Raw genomic sequence first — 24,044 nt, 5'->3', positions numbered from 1 at the left:
ATATTTTGTCATTGCTGTTCCTTTCTGCATAAAGAACGGGGCCTGCTTTTCTGCCCATCGGCAGATGCAGGCCCCATTCTTCCGGTGCGTTTACAGATTCATTTGTGGCTCCTGTCCCTGGCTTTGTTCCAAACGCTCTACCAGATCCGGGACAGTGTATTCGATCTTTGTTCTTGAAGTCTGCAGGGCCTTGAGCTGGCCATCCTCCGGCTCAGGTCCTTCATCCAGCAGATAGTCTGTGGCCCGATAGAGCTGCGTTAACTCCTCCGGCAAAAAAAGCTGGGCCTTGGAGATCAGCCCGGAGCGGACGGCGAAGTCCTGTTTGGCTCCTTGGAAATCCTCCTCATAATAGTGTCCGTGACTCACCCCGGTCCTGTCATGATCCCAGATCCAGGTGACAAACTGATAACCCCAGCCATTTCCCAATTCACGCCCAGCCAGCACCGCACCGCCAAAATCCGCCAGCAGATGGAATTTCTCACTCAGACCGCTGGCATGAAGGAGGGGAGCGGTCTGAATCGCCTCAACATAGGCATACACTTCTTCTGCAGTCTGGGCAACTTTGTGGTATAGTTCACTGGCCTCCGGAGGATTGCTTCCGGCAGGGAGGAGGAACACATCGCTCTCTGATGAAACAAAGAGGACCGGCTGGTCGTTCAGCAACACTGTCAGCTGGTTCCTCTCCGGATGTCCTGTGGTGATCCCGGCTGCCTGCAGGCGGTGTGCCAACTCTGTAAAATATTTATTTTCCAAACTCATTCCTCCCCTGAAAATGAAAAAGCCGGGACCTCTTTTGAGGCCCCGGCAAAAAGAAAGAGCAGCGTATATTTTCCAACAGAAAATATCGCCGCTCTTTTTCTGTCCTCTATATCATTTAATACCTGCGGGTTTTACTCCCGTCTGAGTGAATCGTGCGAGGTCAAATATCGATAAAATAAGGCCCGTAGATCTACTGATCTACGGGCCTCGGAAGCCTTGAAAACACTGGGTTTTTATCCCCAATATCTTTTTTGGCCTCCCTTTTTGGTCGGAGTGGGGGGACTTGAACCCCCGGCCTCTTGGTCCCGAACCAAGCGCGCTACCAGCTGCGCTACACCCCGTCAGCCCTCCTATTATATTTCCTGACGGCGCGGCTGTCAAGTATAATTTCCCAACTTTCACTTGTATGTCTAACGCCTTCGTCTATTGCATATAGTGCTCTGGAAAAGAAGGAGGTGTTCCGCCATGTCCCAGCGCCCCGTGTCCTACGCCGGTAAACGCATAGCCCCGTCCCGCCGCAGTGTCCCGCCCCGCAAAGCCCCGTCTCGCCCCGCGCCCCGCCCGGACCGGACGAAGTCCGCTGCGGCGCCCGTTCCCGGCGCCCGTCGCCGTATGGTCCAGTTGGTGATCTCCGCCGCGCTGCTGTTGGCGGTCATCGCCATGAAATTTCTCTTTCCGGCGGCGCTGGATCGCTGCCGCGCCACACTGCTGGATCTGCTGGGTGCCGATACCGACTTCGTAGAGGTGTTCTCCGCTGCCGGCCGGGCCTTTGCGGACGGGTCCACCGTCTCCGACGCCCTCAACGATGCTTACACCGCCGTTTTCGGCACGTCGGAGATACCCGCCGCCCCTGCTGTCTCCCGGTCGGAGACACTGCCGGACAATGTGGAGATGCTCCAGCGGGTCCTGGACTTCGACTACGTTGACCCGGTCTCGGCGGGTCAGATCACCTCACTGTTCGGCTGCCGCAGCGACCCCCTGGAGGGCGACGGTCGATTTCACTACGGCCTGGACATCGCGGGGGAGGAGGGCGCGGTCATCCGCGCCTTTGCCGATGGAACGGTGACGGCTATTGGCAGCAGCACCGACTTGGGCAGCTACGTTACCGTTACCCACGAGGGCGGTTTTTCCACTCTTTATGCCCACTGCCGTAAGATCACCGCCTCCGACGGCCAGCAGGTGAGGGCCGGCGACCCCATCGCCGAGATGGGGGATACCGGCCGTGCCACCGGCTTTCACCTGCATTTTGAACTTCACCACGGCGACACCTATCTGAACCCCATTTATTATGTTACATTTGCGTAAGCCATCCGCCGCCCTCACCGTCTCGCCCTCTGCGCTGGTGCTGCTGGCGGCGTTTCTGCTGCTCTCCCGAGGGTTGACCCTGCCTGCCGCGCTCCTATCCGCCGCCCTGTGCCACGAGCTGGCCCACGTCCTGACCCTCCATGCGTTCCACAAGCCGCCCCGCCGCCTGACCCTCTCCGCCACCGGCGCGGAGCTGTACGTGCCGGACCTCCACCGCCTGTCCTACGGCGGCGAGCTGCTGGCCGTGGCTGCCGGCCCCGGCTGCAACCTCCTGCTCTGGGCGCTGCTGTCCTCCGTGGGCGGTGAGGCGCTGGCGCCCTTCGCCGGCGCCCACCTGATCCTGGGCGCGCTGAATTTGCTGCCCGTCCGCCCTATGGACGGCGGCCGCCTCCTCTGGCTGCTGACGGCGCTCTGCACCGAGCCCTACACCGCCGACCGCGTGGCCTATGCGGTGGGCGCCGTTGTCTCCGCCGCCCTGCTGGTCCTGTGCCTGTACCTGACGCTGACCACCGGCGCGGGGCTGTTCCTGCTGCCCGGCGTCCTCTGGCTGGCCGTAAAAGGGGTCTTGCCAAACGGCGCAAAACCGGATAAAATAAACTGTTACAAGAAATAGCTCCCCGCCCACGCTCCGTCGGGCAGGGGAGGGGAGAGGACTACACCATGGATAAACGACTGGAACGCATCCTGCCCCGGGTGCAAAAGCCCGCCCGCTACGTGGGCGGCGAATATAACGCCATCCTCAAGGACAAGGCGGCGGTAGACACCCGCATCGCCTTCTGCTTCCCGGATACCTACGAGATCGGTATGTCCAACCTGGGTATGCGTATCCTCTACGGCGTAATGAACAATATCCCCGGCGTCTGGTGCGAGCGCGTGTTCGCTCCCTGGGGCGACATGGAGGCCGAGCTGCGTCAGGCGGAAATGCCCCTTTTTGCCCTGGAATCCGGCGACCCCATCACCGACTATGACATTGTGGCCTTCTCCGTTGGCTACGAGATGGCCTTTCCCGCCATCCTCAATATGCTGGACCTGGCCCACATCCCCCTCCACGCCGCGGACCGCACCGGCCTGACCCCGCTGGTCATCGCCGGCGGCACCGCCATGTACAACGCCGAGCCCCTGACCGACTTCATCGATCTGGTCAGCCTGGGCGAGGGCGAGGACGTCACCGTGGAGCTGGTGGAGCTCCACCGCCGCGCCCGCCGCGAGGGCTGGAGCAAGGCCGATTTTCTCCGCGCCGCCGCCCGACTGGACGGTATCTATGTCCCGTCCCTTTACGATGTGACCTATCACGACGACGGCACCGTGGCGTCCATCACGCCCCGCGACGGCGCACCTGCCGTGGTGACAAAACGCATCGTCCACGACATGGACAAGTCCTATTTCCCGGTAAATACCATCGTCCCCTCCACCGAGATCGTCCAGGACCGCGTCACCCTGGAGCTGTTCCGGGGCTGCATCCGCGGCTGCCGCTTCTGTCAGGCGGGCTATGTCTACCGCCCGGTCCGTAATCGCAGCCGCGACCTCTGCGCCGACTACTGCGTCCGCTCCTGCGATGACACCGGCTATCAGGAGGTCACGCTCTCCAGCCTGTCCACCAGCGACTACCCGCCGCTGACGGACCTGTGCGACGAGCTGGAGCCCTTCTGCGATGCCCGCCATGTCAGCCTGTCCCTGCCCAGCCTCCGCGCCGACAACTTCTCCATGGACCTGATGCAGCGGCTGGCCAAGGGCCGCAAGACCGGCCTGACCTTCGCGCCGGAGGCCGGCACCCAGCGGCTGCGGGACGTCATCAACAAGAACGTCACACTGGAGGACCTGCTGCAAAGCTGCCGCACGGCCTTCGCCGGCGGCTACAGCGCCGTGAAGCTCTACTTCATGCTGGGCCTGCCCACCGAGACCGACGAGGACGTCCTGGGCATTGCCGACGTGGCCGCCCGTGTCATGCACGCCTGGCGCGAGAGCGCCCAGAACAAGCAGCGGGGCGTCCGCATCACCGTCTCCACCAGCTGGTTCGTACCCAAGCCCCATACCGCCTTCCAGTGGGAGCCGCAGATATCCAAGGCCGAGTACGAGCGCCGTGTGACCCTGCTCCGTGACGCCATCAAGACCAAGACTGTCACCTACAACTGGCACGACTCCGACACCAGCTTCCTGGAGGCCGTCCTGGCCCGGGGCGACCGCCGTCTGGGAAAAGTGTTGGAAACAGCGTGGCGTAAAGGCGCTCACCTTGACGCCTGGGAGGAGTATTTCTCCCTGGATCGCTGGCTGGAGGCCTTCGACGAATGCGGCCTTGACCCCCATTTCTACGCCAACCGCACCCGGTCCGAGGACGAGCTGCTGCCGTGGAGCATGATCTCCTCCGGCGTGACGCAGGACTATCTGAAGCGTGAGCGCCATCAGGCCTATGCGTCCCTGACCACCCCCGACTGCCGCACCCGCTGCAACGGCTGCGGCGCCAACAAACTTGTAGGAGGGAAGTGCGATGTCTAAGCTCCGTCTCCTGTTCATCAAGGAGGCCCAGGCCTCCTACATTTCCCACCTGGACCTGCTCCGCACCTTCCAGCGCGCCTTTCCCCGCACCGAGCTGGACATCAAGCACTCCCAGGGCTACCACCCCCATCCCATCATCTCCATCGTCCTGCCCCTGCCCGTGGGCCAGTCCAGCGACTGCGAGCTCCTGGACTTCGAGGTCACCCAGGACACCGACGGCAGCGGCATCGCGGAAAAGCTCAACACCGGTATGCCCTCCGGCCTTCGCGTGCTGGACTGCTATCCGGCGTCCCGCCCCGTCCGCGACCTGGCGTATCTCCGGGCGGATGTCACCTTTGAGTACGACGACGGCGTCCCCGCCGGCGCTGCCGAGGCCCTGACGGCCCTGTTCACCCGCCCAGAGCTGGTCATCCAGAAGCGCACCAAGCGCAAGGACCTGGCCGACGTCGATATCGCTCCCATGATACAGGAAGTGCACTTCCTGTCCGGCGCTCATGCCGTTACCGGCACCGTGGTGGTCCAGGCCCAGAACCCCGGCCTGAACCCTCAGCTGCTGGAGAAGGCCATCGCGGCCCACCTGCCGGCGCTGACCCCGGACTTCACCCGTATCCGCCGCCGCGAGCTGCTGGACGCCTCCGGCAACATTTTTCGCTGATATAGTAAAAAACCCTTGCATTTCTCTGCCATCTATGCTATTCTATCATGGCGTGAAAAGGGCGGTCCTCTGTCGCCGATATCCCAAATGTGCGCGGATATCGCCAAATGGCGGCATGAACACCTATAATTTAGGAGGAAATATCCATGGATCTCATCAAAGCACTGAACGAGAAGCAGCTGAAGGAAGTCCCCCAGATCCTGGTGGGCGACACCGTTCGCGTCCACGTGAAGGTCAAGGAAGGCGCCCGTGAGCGTGTTCAGGTCTTCGAGGGCACCGTCATCGCCAAGAAGCACGGCGGCATCGAAGAGACCATCACCGTCCGCCGCCTGTCCTACGGCGTCGGCGTGGAAAAGGTTTTCCCTGTCCACTCTCCCTCTATCGAGAAGATCGAGACCGTGCGCCACGGCTATGTCCGCCGCGCCAAGCTGTACTACCTGCGCGACCGCGTCGGCAAGGCAGCCAAGGTCCGCGAGAAGCTGTAAGCATCGATCCAAAAGAGAGCATCCACCAAAAGTGGGTGCTTTTCTTTTTCTCCACCCTGTGCTATACTGCAAGGGGTGAGACGATGAACACACGAAATAACAGACATCTTACGCCAAACGCGCAGGTACTTCGCAGAGAGATGACGCGGGAGGAGAGGCTCCTTTGGTATGGCTTTCTGCGCGGCCTTCCCATTACGGTGAACCGTCAGAAAGTGATAGGGCAGTACATCGTGGATTTTTACTGTGCGGCAGCGCGGCTGGTTATCGAGCTGGATGGCTCGCAGCACTACGACACCGCGGGCATAGAGGCGGACAGGGCACGTGATGAAGCATTGTCGGCATTAGGTCTGCGTGTGCTGCGCTATGCGAATACGGATGTGACCTGCCGCTACGATGAGGTTTGCGCGGATATTCTGCGCCATATAGATGACCGCCGCACCAAAATGCCTTCCCCTTGAGGGGAAGGTGGCGCGCAGCGCCGGATGAGGTGTGCGGCGTTAGCCGCCGGCCTTCTCCTTGAGAGGTTGGTACCATCGCCGCCGCAGGTACCAAATTGCCTTCCCCTTGAGGGGAAGGTGCCCCGCGACGGGGCGGATGAGGTGGCGGAATATCCGACTGGTTTTGTAAGATTTTTCAGGAGGTGTCCCATGCAAATCGACAATCTGAGCTGGTTCCCCGGCCACATGACCAAGACCAAGCGCATGATCTCCGCCGAGATCAAAAATATGGACGCCGTCTGCGAGATCGTGGACGCCCGCATCCCCCTGTCCTCCCGCAACCCGGACGTGGACGAGCTGACCGCCGGCAAGCCCCGGCTCATCGTCCTCAACCGTGCCGACCAGGCCGACCCGGCCGAGACCCGCCGCTGGACCCAGTATTTCCGCGCCCAAGGCTATGCCGTGCTGGAGGCAAACGCCAAAAACGGCGTGGGTACCGAGAAATTTTCCGCCGCCGTCCGCGAGCTGCTGCGGGATAAGCTGGCCGCCGCCGCGGCCAGAGGCCAGGTAGGCAAGGTGGTCCGTGTCATGGTCCTGGGTGTCCCCAATGTGGGCAAGTCCACCTTTATCAATAAGGTGGCCCACCGCAAGACCGCCCGGGCCGAGGACCGTCCTGGCGTCACCCGTTCCAAGCAGTGGGTGCCCGTGGACCCCACGCTGGAACTGCTGGACACCCCCGGCATCCTCTGGCCGAAGTTCGACGACCCGGAGGTTGGCAAGCGTTTAGCCTTTACAGGAGCGGTGAAGGACGATGTGCTGGATATCGAGGAGCTGGCCTGCTATCTCATGGACTATTTGGCCGCCCACTACGCCGATACCCTCACCGAACGCTATAAAATAGAGGTGGAGCCCGGCGACACCGGCTACGAGCTGCTGGAGAAGGCCGGGCGTAAGCGCGGGTTTCTCATGCGCGGCGCCCAGGTGGACACCGAGCGCATGGCCCGCATCCTGCTGGACGAGTTCCGTGCCGGCAAGCTGGGCCGCTTCACGTTGGAGACGGCACCCACGGAGGAGGTAACGCCATGAATTGTCCCGTTTGCGGAAAAGAGATGGAGCAGGGTAAGCTCCTGGCCTGCGGCAGCCGCGGTCTGTACTTTCTGCCGCCGGACGGCGATGCCGATGCCCTGATCCTGACGAAGAAATACATCACCGGTCAGAACGGCATCGTGCTGGACGGCTGGCACTATTCGACGGGGTCTGCCTTCAGCGAAACGAAGCTCTCCGCCTCCGTCTGCCGCGCGTGCAGGAAGATAATAGTGGAGTATTGCTGATATGGAAGATCTGAGCTACGAACAGCAGGCCCATGACGCTGGCTATGCCCTTGTCTGCGGGGTGGATGAGGCCGGTGCCGGTCCGCTGATGGGACCTGTTTACGCCGCCGCCGTTATTCTCCCGGAGAAGTTCGAGCTTCCCGGCCTGAACGACTCCAAAAAGCTGACGGAAAAGAAGCGGGAGGCCCTTTTCCTGAGGATACAGCAGCAGGCCCTGACCTGGTCCGTGGCCTCCGTCTCCGCTGGGGAGATCGACGAGACGGATATCCTCTCCGCCCGCATGAAGGCCATGCAGCTGGCCATCGATGGTCTGGCACCACGGCCGGACTTCGCCCTCATCGACGGCAACCGTGACCACGGTAAGTTCGCTGCCGTCACCACGCCCCACCGCTGTATCGTGGGCGGTGACGCGCACGCCGCCTCCATCGCCGCCGCCTCCATCCTGGCCAAGGTCAGCCGTGACCGCTATGTCATCGACGTGCTGGATAAGCAGTACCCGGAGTATCAGTTTGCAAGGCACAAGGGCTACGGTACAAAGCTGCATTACGAAATGCTGGATAAGTTCGGCCCATGCGCGGAACATCGTATGTCCTTCCTGAAAAAATGGTCCGCCGGTGGGCGGACATAAAGCGTTTTTCACGGCATGGCACAGAGCATCTACAGAATACTCACATAAGGTACAGCCCGGATACCGAGCAGATACAGATCCGGTATAAAAAAGTAGAGACAAGGTATCAGAAACGTTTAAACAAAATACAGGTATCTGCACAGAAAATAGCGGGATTTTTTCCTGTGCAGACCGCGTCGAAAAGGGGAGGTTAACGATGAGCCGTTCAGAAGGTGTTTGGGGCGAGGCTCTGGTGGCCGACTATCTCCGGGAAAAAGGGTATAAGCTGGCGGCACACAGCTACCGCTGCCGCTTCGGCGAGATCGACCTGATCGCCTGGGATAAGAGCGTCCTCTGCTTCGTGGAGGTCAAGACCCGCACCAATACGCAGATGGGCCTGCCCCGGGAATACGTCACCGCCGGCAAACAGGCCCGTATCCGAAAAACCGCGCTCTTTTACCTCTGCGACAACGGCCTGGATTGCCCCGCCCGCTTTGATGTGGCCGAGGTCTACGCCGCCGCGCCCGGGGATGAAAAAAGCGTCCGTATCGTGTATGTAGAGGATGCCTTTCAGTGACAGAAATTGGAAAGAAAACCGAAAAAAACAGGGGGGTACAGCCTGCCTTCGCTGCTGTAAGAAAGGAATATTTTTGTGACGGAAATACAGAATATACCGTATTTTGACGGACATTGTGATACGATATGGCGCTGCATGAAAAGAGAGGCGGTGCCGGACTACGGCGCTACGGAGGACGAGTGCCGCGCCTACTTTTCCGCCTGCGCCGCCCTGCGGGAAAACAGGGGCCACGTGGACCTGCTCCGTGGTCAACACTACCGGAAACGCGCTCAATTTTTTGCCCTGTACGACGATGTACGCGCGCTGCCCCCAAATACCGCATGGACGAAACTTCGTGAAATGCACGATTGGTTCCTTTCCCAAATACAGGAAAATTCCGATCTGGTCTCACGCTGCAAAACCGGCGCGGAGGTGGACGCCGCAGCTGCCCGGCACCGGACCGCCGCGCTCTTGAGCGTCGAGGGGGCCGACCTGCTGGACTGTGCCCTGGATCACCTGGAAACCGTGGCCTCCTGGGGCGTCCGACTGATCAATCCGGTCTGGAACAACGCCAATGTCCTCTCAGGCTCTTGCGCCGATGAGCCTGACCGCGGATTGTCTGTTTATGGTCGTGAATTCGTTGCAAAAATGTATGAATACGGAATATTTGCAGATGTTTCTCACATATCTGATGCCGGTTTCTGGGACGTGATACAGGCAGCGAAAGGCCCCGTCGTGGCCTCTCATTCCAACGCCCGCACCCCCGGTCTGTGCCCGCACAGACGAAATCTTACCGATGATATGTTCCGCGCCGTCCGCGATACCGGCGGCGTGGTCGGCATCAATCTCTACCTCGATTTCGTAGGCGGCGGCCACATGGACGATCTCATTGCCCACATCGAGCATTTTCTCTCACTTAGCGGCGAGTCGACAGTTGCCATCGGCGGCGACCTGGATGGCTGCGAGGCCCTGGCTGCCGGCATGACCGGCGTGCAGGACGTGGCTAAGCTCTATCAGGCGTTGGAGGAGAGGGGGTATCCCCAGTCGCTGCTGGAGGATATTTTCTGGAACAACTGGCGAAGGATATTGTGAAGTGATATCACATTACATATACTGAAAATAAAGAGAGGAGGGGACCTGTGGCACTCTATACCATCGGCGATCTGCACCTGTCCCTGGGCAGCGACAAGCCTATGGATATCTTCGGCGACCGCTGGCAGAATTATGTGGAGAAGATACAACGAGGTTTCTCGGCGGTGACGGAAAATGACACCACCGTGCTCTGCGGCGATCTCAGCTGGGGTATGAGCCTGGAGGAGTCACTGAACGATTTAACGTTCATCCACAACCTCCCGGGCCGCAAGGTACTGATGAAGGGCAACCACGATTACTGGTGGAACACCGCTGCCAAAATGCAGCGCTTTTTTGACGAGCACGGGCTGCGCTCCCTGGAGATACTGCACAACAACTGCCTGCATTATAACGATATATCGCTATGCGGCACCCGCGGCTGGTTTTACGAGCTGGACAACCAGGGCACACACAACGAAAAAATGTTGGCGCGGGAGGTCGGAAGGCTGGAAACATCCCTGAAAATGGCGGGAGAAAGTTGTAAAAAGATATGTTTTCTGCATTACCCGCCTTTGTATCAGGGCTATGAATGTCCGGAGATACTGCGCCTGCTGCAGCGCTACGGCGTTAAGGAGTGCTATTTCGGCCACCTCCACGGCGCCGCCCAGAAGCGTGCGCTGGAGGGCCGCCATTACAACACGGAATTCCATCTGGTGGCCGCTGACTACCTGGATTTTACCCCTGTCAAGATTTGCGATTGATCACTAATTGCTGCGGCATACAGAAATCTGAAAAAACAGGGAAAAAACTAAAAAAAATAGTGGAAATTTTCGTAGCTTTCTGCTATGATACTATATTGTATGGACATCGGCACGACAACCTGTCCATGCGGAACGGAGGAAATAACAAATGACTGTGAAAAGCTGCGAGAAACTGGAAAAGAGCAGGGTCGCACTGACCATCGAGACGAGCGCCGAGGAATTCGAGGCCGCCGTCAACAAAGCGTATCTGAAGATGCGCGGTAAGATCAACGTACCCGGCTTCCGCGTGGGTAAGGCCCCCCGTAAGATCATCGAGAAGATGTACGGCGCCGAGGTCTTTTATGAGGAAGCCGTGAATATCATTCTCCCCGACGCCTATGAGGCCGCCGTGAAGGAGCAGGAACTGAACGTCGTCGGCTATCCCGAGGTGGAGCTGGAGAGCTGCACCAAGGACGGTGTGGTGTTCAAGTGCACCGTGGCCATATACCCTGAGGTGAAGCTGGGCCAGTACAAGGGCCTGGAGGCGCCTAAGGCGGAGGTCAAGGTGGCTGCTGCCGATGTGAACGCTCGGCTGAAGGAGATGGCGGACCGCAACAGCCGTCTGGTCTCCGTGGACCGCGCCGTGAAGAAGGGCGACACCGCGGATATCGATTTTGAGGGCTTTGATAATGGCAAGGCATTCGATGGCGGCAAGGGTGAGAACTTTGATCTGGAGATCGGCTCCGGCAGCTTTGTCCCCGGTTTCGAGGACCAGCTGATCGGCATGAAGGCCGGCGAGGAGAAGGATATCGACATCACCTTCCCCGAGAACTACACCCCTGAGCTGGCCGGCAAGCCCGTGATCTTCCATGTGAAGATCAACGAGGTCAAGGTCAAGGAGGTCCCCGCCATTGACGACGAGTTCGCCAAGGATGTGTCCGAGTTCGACACGCTGAAGGACCTGAAGGCCGATATCAAGAAGAAGATGACCGCCGAGCGCACCGAGGCTGCCCAGCGCGCTTTCGAGGACGTGCTGATGGCCAAGGTGGCCGAGGGCGTCGAGGCCGAGATCCCCACCGAGATGGTGGAGCTGCAGGCTGCTCAGATGACCGAGGGCTTCAAGCAGCAGCTGGCCTCCCAGGGTATTCCCTTCGATCAGTATCTGAAGATGACCAACACCACCGAGGCCGACTTTATCAAGCAGGCCTACGGCCCTGCCGAGCAGCAGGTGAAGATGGATCTGGCCGTCAAGGCGATCATCGATGCCGAGAAGTTGGATGCCACCGACGACGAGGTGGAGGCTGAGATGAAGAACGTGGCCGACAAATACGGTATGGATCTGGATACCGTGAAGAAGTATCTGCGCCCCGAGGAAGTGAAGGAGCAGGTCATCCGTGAGAAGGTCATCAAGGTCGTGGCGGACAGCGCCAAGGCTGTGGCCCCCGCTGAGGAGAAGGCCGAGCTGGAGGCCGAGGGCGAGATCGTGGAGAAGCCTGCCAAGAAGCCTGCCGCCAAGAAGACGACGAAGAAGGCCGAGGGTGAGGAGAAGGCCGAGAAGGCCCCCGCCAAGAAGCCTGCGGCTAAGAAGACCGCCAAGAAGGACGCGGAGTAATTCGCTGTATACAAGAGAGAAAAGCCGGCGCGGCGGGGTGAAAACATTTCCCCCGCCGCCGCGGGCTCTTATGAAAAACACAGTCGGGTGGGTATAATCAGGCATCTATCATACAGGAGGTATTTTTTATGAGCTTAGTCCCTTACGTTGTGGAGCAGACCAACCGCGGTGAGCGTTCCTATGACATTTTCTCCCGCTTGCTCAACGACCGTATCGTATTCCTGGGCGAAGAGGTGAATGATACCACCGCCAGCCTCGTCGTGGCGCAGCTTCTCTATCTCGAGGCGCAGGACCCCGACAAGGATATTCAGATGTATATCAACAGCCCCGGCGGCAGCGTGACCGCCGGTATGGCCATTTATGACACCATGCAGTACATTAAGTGCGACGTGTCCACCATCTGCATCGGCATGGCCGCCAGCATGGGTGCGTTCCTGCTGTCCAGCGGTGCCAAGGGAAAGCGCATCGCGCTGCCCAACGCGGAGATCATGATCCACCAGCCCTCCGCCGGTACCCAGGGCAAGGTCACGGATATGGAGATCGATGTGGAGCATTTCCTGAAGATCAAGCAGCGCCTGAACAAGATCATGGCGGAGAATACCGGCAAGACGCCGGAGCAGATCAAGACGGATTCCGAGCGCGACAACTGGATGATCGCGGAGGAGGCCCGGGAATACGGTCTGGTGGATAAGGTCATATATAAGAGGTAAAAACGAATGGCAGAAGATAAGAAGGCCCTGCGCTGCTCGTTCTGCGGCAAGCCGGAGAGTCAGGTCCATCGCATGATTCAGGGTCCCGGTGTCCGAATTTGCGACGAGTGCGTCCAGCTGTGTATGGATATCCTGAACGACGGCTACACCGCGGGCGCTGACGGTATAGACAGCATGGACGAGTTGCCTACGCCCAAGGAGATACACGACGTGCTGGACCAGTATGTTATCGGGCAGGAGGCAGCCAAGGTGGCGCTGTCCGTGTCGGTGTACAACCACTACAAGCGCATTTATTTCGGCGGCGACGAGGATGTGGAGCTGCAGAAAAGCAATATCCTGATGATCGGTCCTACCGGCTCCGGCAAGACGCTGTTTGCCCAGACGCTGGCGCGGGTGCTGAAGGTCCCCTTTGCCATTGCCGATGCCACCACACTGACCGAGGCCGGCTATGTGGGTGACGACGTGGAGAATATACTGCTGCGCCTTTTGCAGGCGGCGGATTTCGACGTAGAGCTGGCCGAGCGGGGCATCATCTACGTGGATGAGATCGACAAGATCGCTCGCAAGAGCGAGAATACGTCCATCACCCGCGATGTGTCCGGCGAGGGCGTGCAGCAGGCGCTGCTGAAGATATTGGAGGGCACTGTTGCCAATGTGCCGCCCCAGGGCGGGCGCAAGCACCCCCATCAGGAGTTTATCCAGCTGGATACCAGCAACATCCTGTTTATCTGCGGCGGCGCCTTCGACGGTCTGGAGAAGATCATTGAGGATCGGGTGGGCAAGCGCAGCATGGGGTTTGAGAATGCGGTGCAGAGCAAGAAAGAGCGCCATACCGGCGAACTGTTCCAGCAGGTCCAGCCCCATGATCTGCTGAAGTTCGGTATCATCCCCGAGTTGGTAGGCCGTATGCCGGTCATCACCGCCCTGCAGGGCCTGACCCGGGAGGATCTGGTGCGTATCCTCACCGAGCCGAAGAACGCGCTGGTGAAGCAGTACCAGAAGCTGCTCAGCTACGATGGTGTGGAGCTGCATTTCGATCAGGACGCGCTGGAGGCGGTGGCGGACACCGCGCTGGCACGGAACATCGGCGCACGTGGTCTGCGGGCGGTGATGGAGGGACTGCTGACCAAGGTCATGTACGATGTGCCCTCCGACCCCACCATCACCGATGTGACCATCACAAAGGCGTGTGTGGATGGGAATGCCGAGCCCACGGTGCTGCACGACCCGGAAAAGGTGGCGCAGCGCGCTAAATTCAAGACCGGCACGGCGGAGAAGACCTCCACCGCCCCGGCGTCTTAACAGAGACTCAGACTGCCGGAAAAGCCAAGGCTTTTCCGGCAGTTCGGATACTACCCTTTTCCCAACGCCCGCCGTCCGGCGGGAGAAAGGAGGCAACTATGGAAACGATCACCCGGAACATTCCGGTGCTGGCACTGCGCGGCTTGACGGCTTTCCCCGGGCAGACGGTGTCCTTTGACGCGGAGCGCGATATCTCCATCTTCGCTCTGGACAACGCCATGGAGAATGACCGCCGGCTGCTGGCGGTGACGCAGAAGGACCTGTCCACGGCGGAGCCGGGAGAGGAGGATCTGTACACCATCGGCACGGTGTGTCATATTTTGCAGATCATCAAGACCTCGGACACTACGGTGCGTGTCATCGCGGAGGGTGAGAGCCGGGCGCGGCTGCACCGGCTGTGGCAGAAAAAACCGTTTTTGCAGGCCCAGGCCGAGCTGCTGCCCGAGACGGCGGCCCGCCATACGGCCCGCAGCGAGGCGCTGATACGCCGGACCTATGTGCTCTTCGGTGAATACCGCGAGCTGGCCAACGGCATCGGCGAAGACTTCGCCGCCGCGGTGCTGGATTGCAGTGATACCGGCCGTCTGGCAGACCTGATCGCCCAGAATATCACCCTGCGGCACCAGGACCGTCAGCGGGTGCTGGAGGAGCTGCACCCGGATAAGCGTCTGCGTATCGTCAACGATATCCTGACCCATGAGGTGGACGTCATCTCGCTGGAGAGCGAGATGGAGCAGAAGGTGCGCCGCCGCGTGGCCCAGGTGCAGAAGGACATGATCCTGCGGGAGCAGGTGAAGGTATTGCAGCACGAGCTGGGGGATGACGGCGACGAGGAGTTGGAGGAGTACGCCGCCAGGATACAGGCGGCGGACCTGCCGGAGGAGATACATACCAAGCTGACAAAAGAGGTGGAGCGCCTGGGCAAGCAGCCCTTCGGCAGCGCCGAGGCCTCGGTGATACGCAACTATCTGGATGTGTGTCTGGAGCTGCCCTGGCACAAATTCACCCGGGAGAGGGCGGATGTGGCGCAGGCCCGAAAGATACTGGACAAGGACCACTATGGCCTGGATAAGGTGAAGCAGCGCATTTTGGAGTTTATCGCCGTGCGGCAGCTGAACCCGGACGCCAAGGGCAGGATACTCTGCCTGGTGGGGCCTCCCGGTGTGGGCAAGACCTCCGTGGCTCTGTCCGTGGCCAAGGCCATGAACCGCAAGTGCGCCCGGCTGAGTCTGGGCGGCGTGCGGGACGAGGCGGATATCCGCGGCCACCGCAAGACGTATATCGGCGCTATGCCCGGCCGCATTATCGAGGCCCTGACCCGCGCCGGTACCATGAACCCTCTGCTGGTGCTGGATGAGATCGACAAGCTGGCCAGCGATATGCGGGGCGACCCGGCCTCGGCCCTGCTGGAGGTACTGGATAGTGAGCAGAACGGGGCTTTCCGCGACCACTTCATCGAGCTGCCTGTGGACCTGAGCCGCGTGATGTTCATCACCACCGCCAACACCACATCCACCATACCCCGTCCGCTGCTCGACCGCATGGAGGTCATCGAGCTGGGCAGCTACACCGACGAAGAAAAGCTGCACATCGCCCGGGAGCATCTGCTGCCCAAGCAACTGAAGGAGAACGGCATCCGCCGCGGCCAGCTGCGCCTGGACGATGAAGCCCTGCGGGCCATCATTACCGACTATACCAAGGAGTCCGGCGTCCGCACGCTGGAGCGCCAGCTGGGCAAGCTGTGCCGCCGCGCCGCCATGCGTTTGGTGGAAACAGGCGTAAAGCGCATAGACATTACAGCTAAGAACCTGCGTGAATTCCTGGATACGCCGCCCTATGCCGAGGATACCCGCAGCAAGATCGACCAGATCGGTGTGGTCAACGGCCTGGCGTGGACCGAGGTTGGCGGCGAGCTGCTGGAGGTGGAGGCAGGTGTGATGGACGGCACCGGCAAGCTGGAGCTTACCGGCAATCTGGGCCAGGTGATGCAGGAGTCCGTAAAGGCGGCCTATACCTGCCTGAGGAGCCGTGCCGCCGAGCTGGGCATTGCCCCGGATTTCTATAAGACCAAGGATATTCATGTCCACTTTCCGGAGGGTGCGGTGCCCAAGGACGGCCCCTCCGCCGGAATCGCTATCGCCACGGCTATGCTGTCGGCCCTGACAGGCCGCGCCGTGCGCCACGATGTGGCTATGACCGGCGAGGTGACGCTGCGGGGCCGCGTGCTGCCCATCGGCGGTCTGCGGGAGAAGACCATGGCCGCCAAGCGCAGCGGCATCCGGACCGTCATCATTCCCCGGGAAAACGAGAAGGATTTGGCGGACATCGATCCTGCCGTACGGGAGGCGTTGCGCTTTATCACTGCCGAGACGGTGGACGCCGTGTTTGCCCATGCACTGACCCTGCCGAAAAAAGAGGCGGCGGTGGAGCATCTGGCGGTGATGGGTAGTCCGGCTATGCAGGAGGTGCGTCATGGCGATCAACTTTAATAAGGCGGAGTTCGTGCTCTCGGCCGTAAGGGCGGAGACATTTATCCGCGACGGAAAGCCCCAGGTCACCTTCGCGGGGCGCAGCAATGTGGGCAAGTCCTCCGTCATTAACCGGCTGCTGGGCCGCAAGAATTTCGCCCGGGTGGGCGCTACCCCCGGCAAGACCAGCCAGATCAACTATTTTGACATCGACGGCAGGCTATACTTCACCGACCTGCCCGGCTACGGCTATGCCAAGGTCTCCAAGGAGGAGCGCGACCGCTGGGGCCGCCTGATGGAGCGTTACTTCGCCGAGGAGGGGCTCATTACCCTGGGCGTGCTGATCGTGGATGCGCGGCACAAGCCCACCGCCGATGACGTGACCATGTGCGACTGGTTCAAGGGCACCGGCTGCCCGGTCATCGTTGTAGCCAACAAGCTGGACAAGCTGAAAAAGAGCGAGATCGAGCCAAATCTGGCCCTGATCCGCCAGACACTGACCCTGCCGGAGGAGGCGCTGCTGATCCCCTTTTCCGCTGAGAAGGGCACTGGCAAAACGGAGCTCCTGGCAGCCATCAGCGAGATATGCGCCAAATAAAGCAGAACCTCCGGCTCAGCCGGAGGTTTTGCGCTTTGCACGGGGGAGGCGGGGAGATCGTTTCCGTTACTTTCGCGGATGTACGAATTCCCCCAGCATGGCACTGCTCAGCACCATGGCCGCGTCCAGCCAGCGGGCGGCGTCAGCGTTTCGCCCAGCAGCAGCACGGAGAAAAACACGGCGCTCCGTGTACCGCCGCTAACGCCGTTGAGTATCACCACGCCGTTCAGGCCGGACAGCAGCAGAGCCGAGAGGTATTTGATATATGGTATTTTGTGTGCCATAGTGCGGCGCTCCTCTTAGAAAATCGTGGTTTTCGCAAATTGACATTATCATAATACGGTGTTATCCTTGCGTAAAGAGAAAAGTATGCGATCGGGATCCGGCGGCGGAACACTTTTTGCCACTGTGCGCTCACCGAATGAAATGATAAAAATTTTTCAGAGATAAAGAAAGATTTTCAGGAAAAATGCGAAAAAGGACTGTTAACTGTCCTAAACGTATGGTATAATCCAAAGTGAACAAGCAAGCAACGCGCCGCCGGCGGCGGACGCGGTGACATTTCAAACAGGAGGTTTTGCAAATGGAAACTTACGGACTGGAAAAGCTGGGTATCATCAACGCCAAGGCGGTCTATCGTAATCTGACCCCCGCACAGCTGACCGAGCACGCGCTTTGCCGCGGCGAGGGTACGCTGTCCAACACCGGCGCCCTGGTGGTCAAGACCGGGAAATACACCGGCCGCAGTGCCAATGACAAGTTTATCGTGGACACCCCTGCCGTCCATGACGACATCGCCTGGGGCAAGGTGAACCGTCCTATCGAGAAGGCCAAGTTCGATGCCATCCGCGCCAAGGTCATCGCCTATCTGCAGGGCAAGGAGATCTTTATCTTTGACGGCTTTGCCGGCGCCGATCCCAAGTACACCAAGGCCTTCCGCATCGTCAACGAGCTGGCCAGCCAGAATCTCTTTATCCACCAGCTCCTGCGCCGCCCCACGGCCGAGCAGCTGAAGGATTTTAAGGAGGACTATACCATCATCGCCGCCCCCGGCTTCAAGTGCATCCCCGAGATCGACGGCACCCGCAGCGAGGCCGCCATTCTGGTGGACTACGAGGCCCACGAGGTGGTGATCTGCGGCACCCAGTACGCCGGCGAGATCAAGAAGTCCGTCTTCTCCGTGATGAACTATGTGCTGCCCAAGCAGGGCGTGTTCCCCATGCACTGCTCCGCCAACATCGGCAAGAACGGCGACAGCGCCGTGTTCTTCGGCCTGTCCGGCACCGGCAAGACCACGCTGTCCGCCGATCCCAACCGTATGCTCATCGGCGATGACGAGCACGGTTGGGCGGACGACTCCGTCTTCAACTTCGAGGGCGGCTGCTACGCCAAGTGCATCAACCTGAGCCCCGAGGGTGAGCCGGAGATCTACAATGCCATCAAGTTCGGCGCGCTGGTAGAGAACGTGGTCATGGATCCCGACACCCGCGAGTTCGACTTCGACGACGACTCCCTGGCCGTCAACTCCCGCGTGGGCTATCCCGTGGAGTATATCCCCAACGCCGAGCTGTCCGGCATGAGCCCTAGCGTTCCCAAGACGGTCATCTTCCTGACCGCCGATGCCTACGGTGTGTTGCCCCCCATCAGCAAGCTGGATAAGAACCAGGCCATGTACTACTTCGTCTCCGGCTTCACCTCCAAGGTAGCCGGCACGGAGATCGGCGTCACCGAGCCTGTGCCTACCTTCTCCACCTGCTTCGGCGAGCCCTTCCTGCCCCTGGATCCCTCTGTCTATGCCGCCATGCTGGCCGACAAGGTGGAGAAGGCCGGCGCGAAGGTTTATCTGGTCAACACCGGCTGGAACGGTACCGGCAAGCGCATGAAGCTCAGCTACACCCGCGCTATGGTCACCGCCGCCCTCACCGGTGAGATCGAGAAGAGTGTGTTCGTCACCGATCCTACCTTCGGCGTGCAGGTGCCTACCAGTATCGAGGGCGTGCCCAGTGAGCTGCTGATCCCCGAGAACACCTGGGAGGACAAGGCGGCCTATCAGGCGAGCTGCAAGAAGCTGGCCTCCAGCTTTGTGGAGAACTTCAAGAAGTACACCCACATGAGCGACGAGGTCGTGGCTGCCGGCCCCAAGGCGTAAGTACGCTATCGACAAAGGCACCCTGCGAGGGTGCCTTTGCTTTGCTAAAAAAATTCCCCGACATCGTCGGGGAATTTTTTTAAGTAACTTTAAGGTGCATTTCAGCTACCTGCGCTATGCTTATCTCACAGCAGAGGAACGCTTACTTCTTCAGCGCGTTCACAGCCGCCCGCAGGGCGTCCACGTGCTCCTGCTTTGTGGCCCAGCTAGCGCAGAAGCGCACGCCGGAGTGCGTCTCGTCCACACGCTCCCAGTACTCATAGCCGAAGCTTTTGCCCAGAATGGCCAGCTCGTCATCCGACATGATGGGATACTGCTGGTTGGTGGGGGAGTCGAACAGCAGGGGATAGCCCGCGGAGACGAAAATGTCCCGGATCTGATGAGCCATCTCAATGGCGTGGCGGGAGATCTTGAAATACAGGTCGTCGGTGAACAGCGTGTCGAACTGAACGCCCAGCAGCCGGCCCTTGGCCATGCGGCCGCCCCGCTGCTTCATAATAAAGCGGAAATCCTTTTTCAGATTTTCGTTCATGATGACAACGGCTTCGCCGAACAGGGCGCCCACCTTGGTGCCACCGATGTAGAACACATCGCACAGCCGCGCGATCTCTGGCAGCGTCATGTCGCTCTCCTCTGCCATCAGGCCATAGCCCAGCCGTGCGCCGTCAATGAACAGCGGCAGGCCGTACCGGCGGCAGGTGTCATACAGCGCCGTCAGCTCCGCCTTGGTATACAGCGTGCCGCCCTCAGTGGGGTGGGAGATGTACACCATACCGGGCTGGACGATGTGCTCCGTGGACTCATCGTTTCTGTGCCACTCCACATAGTCCTGCACCTGCTGCGCAGTGATCTTGCCGTTGGTGGTGGGCAGGGTGATGACCTTATGGCCCGTGGACTCGATGGCACCGGCCTCATGGCAGTTGATGTGACCGCTGACGGCGGAAATCACGCCCTGCCAGGGCCGCAGGATGGCGGCGATGACGGTGGTGTTGGTCTGGGTGCCGCCCACCAGAAAATGCACGTCGGCCTCCGGGGCCTGGCAGGCGGTCTTGATCTTCTCACGCGCCGCCTCACAGTATTCGTCCTCGCCGTAGCCCACGGTCTGTACCATGTTCGTCTCGGCCAGCCTGACCATGATAGAGGGGTGCGCGCCCTCCAGATAATCACTGTTGAAATAGATCATTGTGGTTCTCCTTTATCTTTTTGATGGAACGGAGCCGGCGGCTCCGCCGTCTATACGGCAGCCAACATTTCTATTGTAATCCCTGGTTTCTCAGAAGTAAAGAGAAACTGTTACAATTTCATTACATCTTGTCTATATCCCTTGCACTGAACGAAAAAACCTGTTACAATACCCAACGATAAGGAGGCGTGTACCCATGAACGATGCACCCAAGAGAAGATCCCGTGTGCAGCAAGAGCAGCCGGCCGAGCGTACCGGCAGTCGTCACCGCAGCAGAAGGAGCCGCGGCGGCAGAAAGAACGGAAAAGCCCTGTATTACGCCGTTTTGGTGATCCTGGTGGGCGTGCTGGTGTTCTCGTCCGTCAAGATCATTTCGTATCTGAAGGAACAGAAGGACACCGAGAGGATCAACGACAATATCAATCAGGACTTCATCAGTCCGGACGATACCGCCGGCGATACCGATACCGACGGCGACAGCACCGACGGTGACAGCCAGGAGACGAAGAAGCCTGTCAAGAAGGATGAAGAGAGCATCAAGGTGGACTTCACCGCCATGCAGGCCAAGTACCCCGACGTGGTGGGCTATGTGTATAGCGCCAATACGACGCTGCAGCTGCCCATCGTGCAGTCCGCGGACGAGGGCGGCGAGTACTATCTGTACCGCGATATCGACGGCAAGGACAACAAGAACGGCACCGTCTTCCTGGATATCCGCTGTAACTCTGACTTCACCTCTCAGAACAACCTCATCTACGGCCACAATATGAAGACCGGCATGATGTTCGCGTCCCTGATGAACTACAAGAGCCAGAGCTATTACGAGGCGCATCCCTACTTCTATCTGTACACCCCCAACCAGACCTACAAGGTCAACCTGTTTGCCGGTTGTATTGTGGATCATGACGCCGATGTGTATGCCACCTCTCTCAGCGACAGCTATCTCCAGCAGTGTATCAACGAGTCCACCTTCAAGTCCGGCTCCGGTGTGCCCACGGGCAGCATCCTGACCCTGAGCACCTGCGACTACGATTTTGATAATGCCCGCTACGTCCTCATGGGCGAACTGATCCCCGTTAAAAATCCTGCCGACACCAGCAGCGAGGGTTAAAAAATGTCGTTATACGAAAAAGACCGCCGAAAGGCGGTCTTTTTTGCTCGCTACAGATAATGCCCTACTCCGTCAGCTCCAACACCACCGGACAGTGGTCGCTGCCGGTGATTTCCGGCCAGATATCCGCATTCTTCACCCGGGGCATCAGCCGTGCTGACACGATAAAGTAGTCAATACGCCACCCCGCGTTGTTCTCCCGTGCGTGAAAGCGGTAGCTCCACCAGGAGTACGCCCCGGTCCGCTTTGGATACAGCGCCCGGAACGTGTCCACGAACCCGCTGCTCAGCAGCTGCGTCATTTTGTCCCGTTCCTCGTCGGAGAAGCCTGGGTTCATCCGATTAGACTGGGGATTTTTCAGGTCGATCTCCTGATGGGCCACGTTCAGGTCCCCGCAGTACACCACCGGCTTTTTGGCGTCCAGTTCCAAGAGGTATTCCCGCAGGTCGTCCTCCCACGCCATCCGGTAGTCCAGCCGTGCCAGCTGGTCCTTGGAATTGGGTGTGTAGCAGCACACCAGAAAGAAATCCTCGTACTCCGCCGTGATGACCCGTCCCTCATGCCGGTGGATATCCTCGCCAAAGTCGTATGTCACCGCCAGCGGCTCCCGTCGGGTGAAAACAGCCGTGCCGGAATATCCGGCCTTGTCGGCGCTGTTCCAGAATCGGTGATAGCCCTCCAGCTCAAACTGCGCCTGCTCCGGCCGCATCTTCGTCTCCTGCAGACAGATGACATCCGCGTCCGCAAGGGCGCAGAAGGCCAGGAAACCTTTATTCAGACAGGCCCGCAGCCCGTTCACATTCCATGAGATCAGACGCATAGGTGTGTTCCTCCGCTGTTTTTCATCAGCATACCACAACTTTTGTCGTGGTACAACCAAAACCTCCGGCGAAGCCGGAGGTTTTGGCGTATTTGTAGTTTTTGGCCACCTTTGGGGTCGTATCATTCCCACTCCACCGTTGCCGGCGGCTTGGAGGTGATGTCATAGCAAATTCTGTTGATGTGCTTCACCTCACCCACGATCCGGCCGGAGACCTTGTCCAGCAGCTCATAGGGCAGGCGGGACCAGGTGGCTGTCATAAAGTCCTGGCTCTGCACGGCCCGCAGTGCCAGCGTGTAGTCGTAGGTGCGCTCGTCGCCCATGACGCCCACGCTCCGCAGATCGGTCAGCACTGCGAAGAACTGGCTGGTGGTGCGGTCCAGACCGGCCAGCTTCATCTCCTCCCGGAAGATGGCGTCCGCCTCCCGCAGAATGGTCAGCTTTTCCTCGGTGATATCGCCGATAACGCGGATGGCCAGACCGGGACCAGGGAAGGGCTGTCGCCACACCAGCTCGTCCGGCAGTCCCAGCTCGGTGCCCAGCTTCCGCACCTCATCCTTGAACAGCCGCCGCAGCGGCTCCACGATCTCCTTGAAATCCACGCAGTCCGGCAGGCCGCCCACGTTATGGTGGCTCTTGATGACCACGCTCTCTCCGCCCAGGCCGGACTCCACCACATCGGGATAGATGGTACCCTGAGCCAAGAAGTCCACCGCGCCGATTTTCTTGGCTTCTTCCTCAAAGACCCGGATGAATTCCTCGCCGATGATCTTCCGCTTGTGCTCCGGCTCGGTAACGCCAGCCAGCTTGCTCAGGAAGCGCGGTCCCGCGTTGACGCGGCGCACATCCACATGGAACTGATGCTTCATCACCTGCTCCACCTGGTCGCCCTCGTCTTTTCGCAGCAGTCCGTGGTCCACGAAAATGCACGTCAGCTGATCGCCAACCGCCCGCTGCAAAAGCGCTGCCGCCACCGAACTGTCCACGCCGCCGGACAGCGCCAGCAGTACCCGACCGCTGCCGATCTGCCGCCGGCATTCCGCTACGGCCTCGTCCAGATAGGACGCCATGGTCCACTCGGCGCTGAAGCCGCATACCTTGTACAGGAAGTTTTCCAGCACCTGCATACCGTACTCCGTGTGCTGCACCTCCGGGTGGAACTGCACGCCATACAGCTTCCGATCCGAGTTTTCCACAGCGGCGAAGCCGCAGCCGTCGGTGGTCGCGATGACCTTAAAGCCCGGGGCGATACGCTCCACCTCCACGCCGTGGCTCATCCAGCACACGGACGTCTCCGGCACACCGGCAAACAGAGGGGAGGCCGTGTGGGTCAGCTGTATCTTGCCATACTCCCGCGTCTCCGCCTTGCGGCACTGACCGCCCAGCAGCTGCATCATCAGCTGCTGCCCGTAGCAGATGCCCAGCACGGGGATGCCCATTTCAAACAGCGCTCTGTCCACCATGGGGGCGTTGGGCTCGAACACGGTGGCGGGGCCGCCGGTGAGGATCAGCGCATCTGGCCCAAAGGCGCGGATATCTGCCATGCTCAGCCGATAGGACTTGATCTCGCAGTATACGCCGCACTCACGGACACGCCGTGCCACCAGCAGGTTATACTGCCCGCCGAAATCCAGAACCAGCACCTTTTTCAT

24 protein-coding genes and 1 tRNA gene are annotated in these 24,044 nt (G+C 59.9%); 19 read left to right on the top strand and 6 right to left on the bottom strand.

Features of this window, described 5'->3' with window-relative positions:
- Positions 1-90: 90 nt before the first annotated feature.
- Both ACOMDU_RS12660 and ACOMDU_RS12655 read right to left on the bottom strand, forming a co-directional pair.
- Complete coding sequence (locus ACOMDU_RS12660; protein WP_134108631.1) at positions 91-759, bottom strand: hypothetical protein; 669 nt, start codon at positions 757-759, stop codon at positions 91-93.
- Between the two features lie 265 nt (positions 760-1,024).
- Positions 1,025-1,100, bottom strand: a tRNA-Pro gene (locus ACOMDU_RS12655).
- Positions 1,101-1,224: 124 nt separating this feature from the next.
- Here ACOMDU_RS12655 and ACOMDU_RS12650 point away from each other — a divergent pair.
- The 17 genes from ACOMDU_RS12650 to yihA all read left to right on the top strand — a co-directional run bounded on the left by ACOMDU_RS12650 (position 1,225) and on the right by yihA (position 17,129).
- Entirely contained in the window at positions 1,225-2,064 is an 840-nt protein-coding gene (locus ACOMDU_RS12650) for a M23 family metallopeptidase (RefSeq protein ID WP_421130567.1), read from the top strand.
- The gene (locus tag ACOMDU_RS12645) at positions 2,048-2,677 is read left to right on the top strand and encodes a zinc metalloprotease (RefSeq protein WP_421130566.1); all 630 of its coding nucleotides are present in this window, start codon (positions 2,048-2,050) and stop codon (positions 2,675-2,677) included. The genes ACOMDU_RS12650 and ACOMDU_RS12645 overlap by 17 nt, the downstream gene beginning before the upstream one ends.
- 47 nt (positions 2,678-2,724) lie before the next feature.
- The gene (locus ACOMDU_RS12640) at positions 2,725-4,557 is read left to right on the top strand and encodes a TIGR03960 family B12-binding radical SAM protein (RefSeq protein ID WP_421130565.1); all 1,833 of its coding nucleotides are present in this window, start codon (positions 2,725-2,727) and stop codon (positions 4,555-4,557) included.
- On the top strand, positions 4,550-5,212 hold the full coding sequence (locus ACOMDU_RS12635) for a TIGR03936 family radical SAM-associated protein (RefSeq protein WP_421130564.1): 663 nt from the start codon (positions 4,550-4,552) through the stop codon (positions 5,210-5,212). Before ACOMDU_RS12640 ends, ACOMDU_RS12635 begins: the two co-directional genes overlap by 8 nt.
- Positions 5,213-5,358: 146 nt before the next feature.
- Complete coding sequence (rplS, locus tag ACOMDU_RS12630; protein ID WP_022136020.1) at positions 5,359-5,697, top strand: 50S ribosomal protein L19; 339 nt, start codon at positions 5,359-5,361, stop codon at positions 5,695-5,697.
- 83 nt (positions 5,698-5,780) lie between these two features.
- Positions 5,781-6,155, top strand: coding sequence for an endonuclease domain-containing protein (locus ACOMDU_RS12625; RefSeq protein WP_421130563.1), 375 nt, complete (start codon positions 5,781-5,783; stop codon positions 6,153-6,155).
- Positions 6,156-6,344: 189 nt separating this feature from the next.
- Entirely contained in the window at positions 6,345-7,220 is an 876-nt protein-coding gene (gene ylqF / locus ACOMDU_RS12620; RefSeq protein ID WP_421130562.1) for a ribosome biogenesis GTPase YlqF, read from the top strand.
- Positions 7,217-7,465, top strand: coding sequence for a PF20097 family protein (locus ACOMDU_RS12615; protein WP_022136018.1), 249 nt, complete (start codon positions 7,217-7,219; stop codon positions 7,463-7,465). The genes ylqF and ACOMDU_RS12615 overlap by 4 nt, the downstream gene beginning before the upstream one ends.
- A 1-nt stretch (position 7,466) precedes the next feature.
- On the top strand, positions 7,467-8,093 hold the full coding sequence (locus ACOMDU_RS12610; RefSeq protein ID WP_421130561.1) for a ribonuclease HII: 627 nt from the start codon (positions 7,467-7,469) through the stop codon (positions 8,091-8,093).
- 196 nt (positions 8,094-8,289) lie between these two features.
- Positions 8,290-8,649, top strand: a complete 360-nt coding sequence (locus tag ACOMDU_RS12605; protein WP_022136016.1) for a YraN family protein — start codon at positions 8,290-8,292, stop codon at positions 8,647-8,649.
- Positions 8,650-8,724: 75 nt separating this feature from the next.
- Positions 8,725-9,720: a dipeptidase gene (locus tag ACOMDU_RS12600; protein WP_421130560.1), complete on the top strand. Its 996-nt coding sequence runs from the start codon at positions 8,725-8,727 to the stop codon at positions 9,718-9,720.
- A 47-nt stretch (positions 9,721-9,767) separates the two neighbouring features.
- Entirely contained in the window at positions 9,768-10,460 is a 693-nt protein-coding gene (locus ACOMDU_RS12595; protein ID WP_421130559.1) for a metallophosphoesterase, read from the top strand.
- Between the two features lie 148 nt (positions 10,461-10,608).
- Positions 10,609-12,051: a trigger factor gene (gene tig, locus ACOMDU_RS12590; RefSeq protein WP_421130558.1), complete on the top strand. Its 1,443-nt coding sequence runs from the start codon at positions 10,609-10,611 to the stop codon at positions 12,049-12,051.
- A 128-nt stretch (positions 12,052-12,179) separates the two neighbouring features.
- Positions 12,180-12,761, top strand: coding sequence for an ATP-dependent Clp endopeptidase proteolytic subunit ClpP (gene clpP, locus ACOMDU_RS12585; protein WP_022136012.1), 582 nt, complete (start codon positions 12,180-12,182; stop codon positions 12,759-12,761).
- 6 nt (positions 12,762-12,767) lie between these two features.
- The gene (gene clpX, locus ACOMDU_RS12580; protein WP_421130557.1) at positions 12,768-14,063 is read left to right on the top strand and encodes an ATP-dependent Clp protease ATP-binding subunit ClpX; all 1,296 of its coding nucleotides are present in this window, start codon (positions 12,768-12,770) and stop codon (positions 14,061-14,063) included.
- Positions 14,064-14,161: 98 nt separating this feature from the next.
- Positions 14,162-16,552 (top strand): endopeptidase La, encoded by a 2,391-nt coding sequence (gene lon / locus ACOMDU_RS12575; protein ID WP_421130556.1) that lies wholly within the window; start codon positions 14,162-14,164, stop codon positions 16,550-16,552.
- Positions 16,536-17,129: a ribosome biogenesis GTP-binding protein YihA/YsxC gene (gene yihA, locus ACOMDU_RS12570; RefSeq protein ID WP_421130555.1), complete on the top strand. Its 594-nt coding sequence runs from the start codon at positions 16,536-16,538 to the stop codon at positions 17,127-17,129. The genes lon and yihA overlap by 17 nt, the downstream gene beginning before the upstream one ends.
- Before the next feature lie 107 nt (positions 17,130-17,236).
- Here the strand turns inward: yihA and ACOMDU_RS12565 are convergent, their stop codons facing one another.
- Positions 17,237-17,413: a hypothetical protein gene (locus tag ACOMDU_RS12565; protein ID WP_421130554.1), complete on the bottom strand. Its 177-nt coding sequence runs from the start codon at positions 17,411-17,413 to the stop codon at positions 17,237-17,239.
- A 299-nt stretch (positions 17,414-17,712) separates the two neighbouring features.
- Between ACOMDU_RS12565 and pckA the strand changes: the two genes are divergently transcribed.
- Entirely contained in the window at positions 17,713-19,278 is a 1,566-nt protein-coding gene (pckA, locus tag ACOMDU_RS12560) for a phosphoenolpyruvate carboxykinase (ATP) (RefSeq protein WP_421130553.1), read from the top strand.
- Positions 19,279-19,420: 142 nt separating this feature from the next.
- On the opposite strand, the gene ACOMDU_RS12555 is transcribed toward pckA, so the two are convergent.
- Positions 19,421-20,461, bottom strand: a complete 1,041-nt coding sequence (locus tag ACOMDU_RS12555) for a threonine aldolase family protein (protein WP_421130552.1) — start codon at positions 20,459-20,461, stop codon at positions 19,421-19,423.
- Positions 20,462-20,657: 196 nt separating this feature from the next.
- On the opposite strand from ACOMDU_RS12555, the gene ACOMDU_RS12550 reads away from it, so the two are divergent.
- Entirely contained in the window at positions 20,658-21,572 is a 915-nt protein-coding gene (locus ACOMDU_RS12550; RefSeq protein ID WP_421130551.1) for a class B sortase, read from the top strand.
- 64 nt (positions 21,573-21,636) lie between these two features.
- Here the strand turns inward: ACOMDU_RS12550 and ACOMDU_RS12545 are convergent, their stop codons facing one another.
- Both ACOMDU_RS12545 and guaA read right to left on the bottom strand, forming a co-directional pair.
- Positions 21,637-22,392 (bottom strand): exodeoxyribonuclease III, encoded by a 756-nt coding sequence (locus ACOMDU_RS12545; protein WP_022136005.1) that lies wholly within the window; start codon positions 22,390-22,392, stop codon positions 21,637-21,639.
- A gap of 122 nt (positions 22,393-22,514) precedes the next feature.
- Positions 22,515-24,044, bottom strand: coding sequence for a glutamine-hydrolyzing GMP synthase (gene guaA / locus ACOMDU_RS12540; RefSeq protein WP_421130550.1), 1,530 nt, complete (start codon positions 24,042-24,044; stop codon positions 22,515-22,517).

The organism is Vescimonas sanitatis, from assembly GCF_049060325.1.
Lineage (GTDB): Bacteria > Bacillota > Clostridia > Oscillospirales > Oscillospiraceae > Vescimonas > Vescimonas sanitatis.
This window is presented reverse-complemented; position numbering and strand designations above follow the sequence as displayed.

Excerpts from the sequence above, each read along its gene's own strand:
- pckA (WP_421130553.1), top strand. The coding sequence starts at position 17,713 with ATGGAAACTTACGGACTGGAAAAGCTGGGTATCATCAACGCCAAGGCG.
- ACOMDU_RS12615 (WP_022136018.1), top strand. The coding sequence starts at position 7,217 with ATGAATTGTCCCGTTTGCGGAAAAGAGATGGAGCAGGGTAAGCTCCTG.
- ACOMDU_RS12545 (WP_022136005.1), bottom strand. The coding sequence starts at position 22,392 with ATGCGTCTGATCTCATGGAATGTGAACGGGCTGCGGGCCTGTCTGAAT.
- ACOMDU_RS12610 (WP_421130561.1), top strand. The coding sequence starts at position 7,467 with ATGGAAGATCTGAGCTACGAACAGCAGGCCCATGACGCTGGCTATGCC.
- yihA (WP_421130555.1), top strand. The coding sequence starts at position 16,536 with ATGGCGATCAACTTTAATAAGGCGGAGTTCGTGCTCTCGGCCGTAAGG.
- ACOMDU_RS12640 (WP_421130565.1), top strand. The coding sequence starts at position 2,725 with ATGGATAAACGACTGGAACGCATCCTGCCCCGGGTGCAAAAGCCCGCC.
- ACOMDU_RS12605 (WP_022136016.1), top strand. The coding sequence starts at position 8,290 with ATGAGCCGTTCAGAAGGTGTTTGGGGCGAGGCTCTGGTGGCCGACTAT.
- ACOMDU_RS12645 (WP_421130566.1), top strand. The coding sequence starts at position 2,048 with ATGTTACATTTGCGTAAGCCATCCGCCGCCCTCACCGTCTCGCCCTCT.
- clpX (WP_421130557.1), top strand. The coding sequence starts at position 12,768 with ATGGCAGAAGATAAGAAGGCCCTGCGCTGCTCGTTCTGCGGCAAGCCG.
- rplS (WP_022136020.1), top strand. The coding sequence starts at position 5,359 with ATGGATCTCATCAAAGCACTGAACGAGAAGCAGCTGAAGGAAGTCCCC.
- tig (WP_421130558.1), top strand. The coding sequence starts at position 10,609 with ATGACTGTGAAAAGCTGCGAGAAACTGGAAAAGAGCAGGGTCGCACTG.
- ACOMDU_RS12550 (WP_421130551.1), top strand. The coding sequence starts at position 20,658 with ATGAACGATGCACCCAAGAGAAGATCCCGTGTGCAGCAAGAGCAGCCG.
- ylqF (WP_421130562.1), top strand. The coding sequence starts at position 6,345 with ATGCAAATCGACAATCTGAGCTGGTTCCCCGGCCACATGACCAAGACC.
- ACOMDU_RS12635 (WP_421130564.1), top strand. The coding sequence starts at position 4,550 with ATGTCTAAGCTCCGTCTCCTGTTCATCAAGGAGGCCCAGGCCTCCTAC.
- ACOMDU_RS12565 (WP_421130554.1), bottom strand. The coding sequence starts at position 17,413 with ATGGCACACAAAATACCATATATCAAATACCTCTCGGCTCTGCTGCTG.
- ACOMDU_RS12625 (WP_421130563.1), top strand. The coding sequence starts at position 5,781 with ATGAACACACGAAATAACAGACATCTTACGCCAAACGCGCAGGTACTT.
- clpP (WP_022136012.1), top strand. The coding sequence starts at position 12,180 with ATGAGCTTAGTCCCTTACGTTGTGGAGCAGACCAACCGCGGTGAGCGT.
- lon (WP_421130556.1), top strand. The coding sequence starts at position 14,162 with ATGGAAACGATCACCCGGAACATTCCGGTGCTGGCACTGCGCGGCTTG.
- ACOMDU_RS12660 (WP_134108631.1), bottom strand. The coding sequence starts at position 759 with ATGAGTTTGGAAAATAAATATTTTACAGAGTTGGCACACCGCCTGCAG.
- ACOMDU_RS12555 (WP_421130552.1), bottom strand. The coding sequence starts at position 20,461 with ATGATCTATTTCAACAGTGATTATCTGGAGGGCGCGCACCCCTCTATC.
- guaA (WP_421130550.1), bottom strand. The coding sequence starts at position 24,044 with ATGAAAAAGGTGCTGGTTCTGGATTTCGGCGGGCAGTATAACCTGCTG.
- ACOMDU_RS12650 (WP_421130567.1), top strand. The coding sequence starts at position 1,225 with ATGTCCCAGCGCCCCGTGTCCTACGCCGGTAAACGCATAGCCCCGTCC.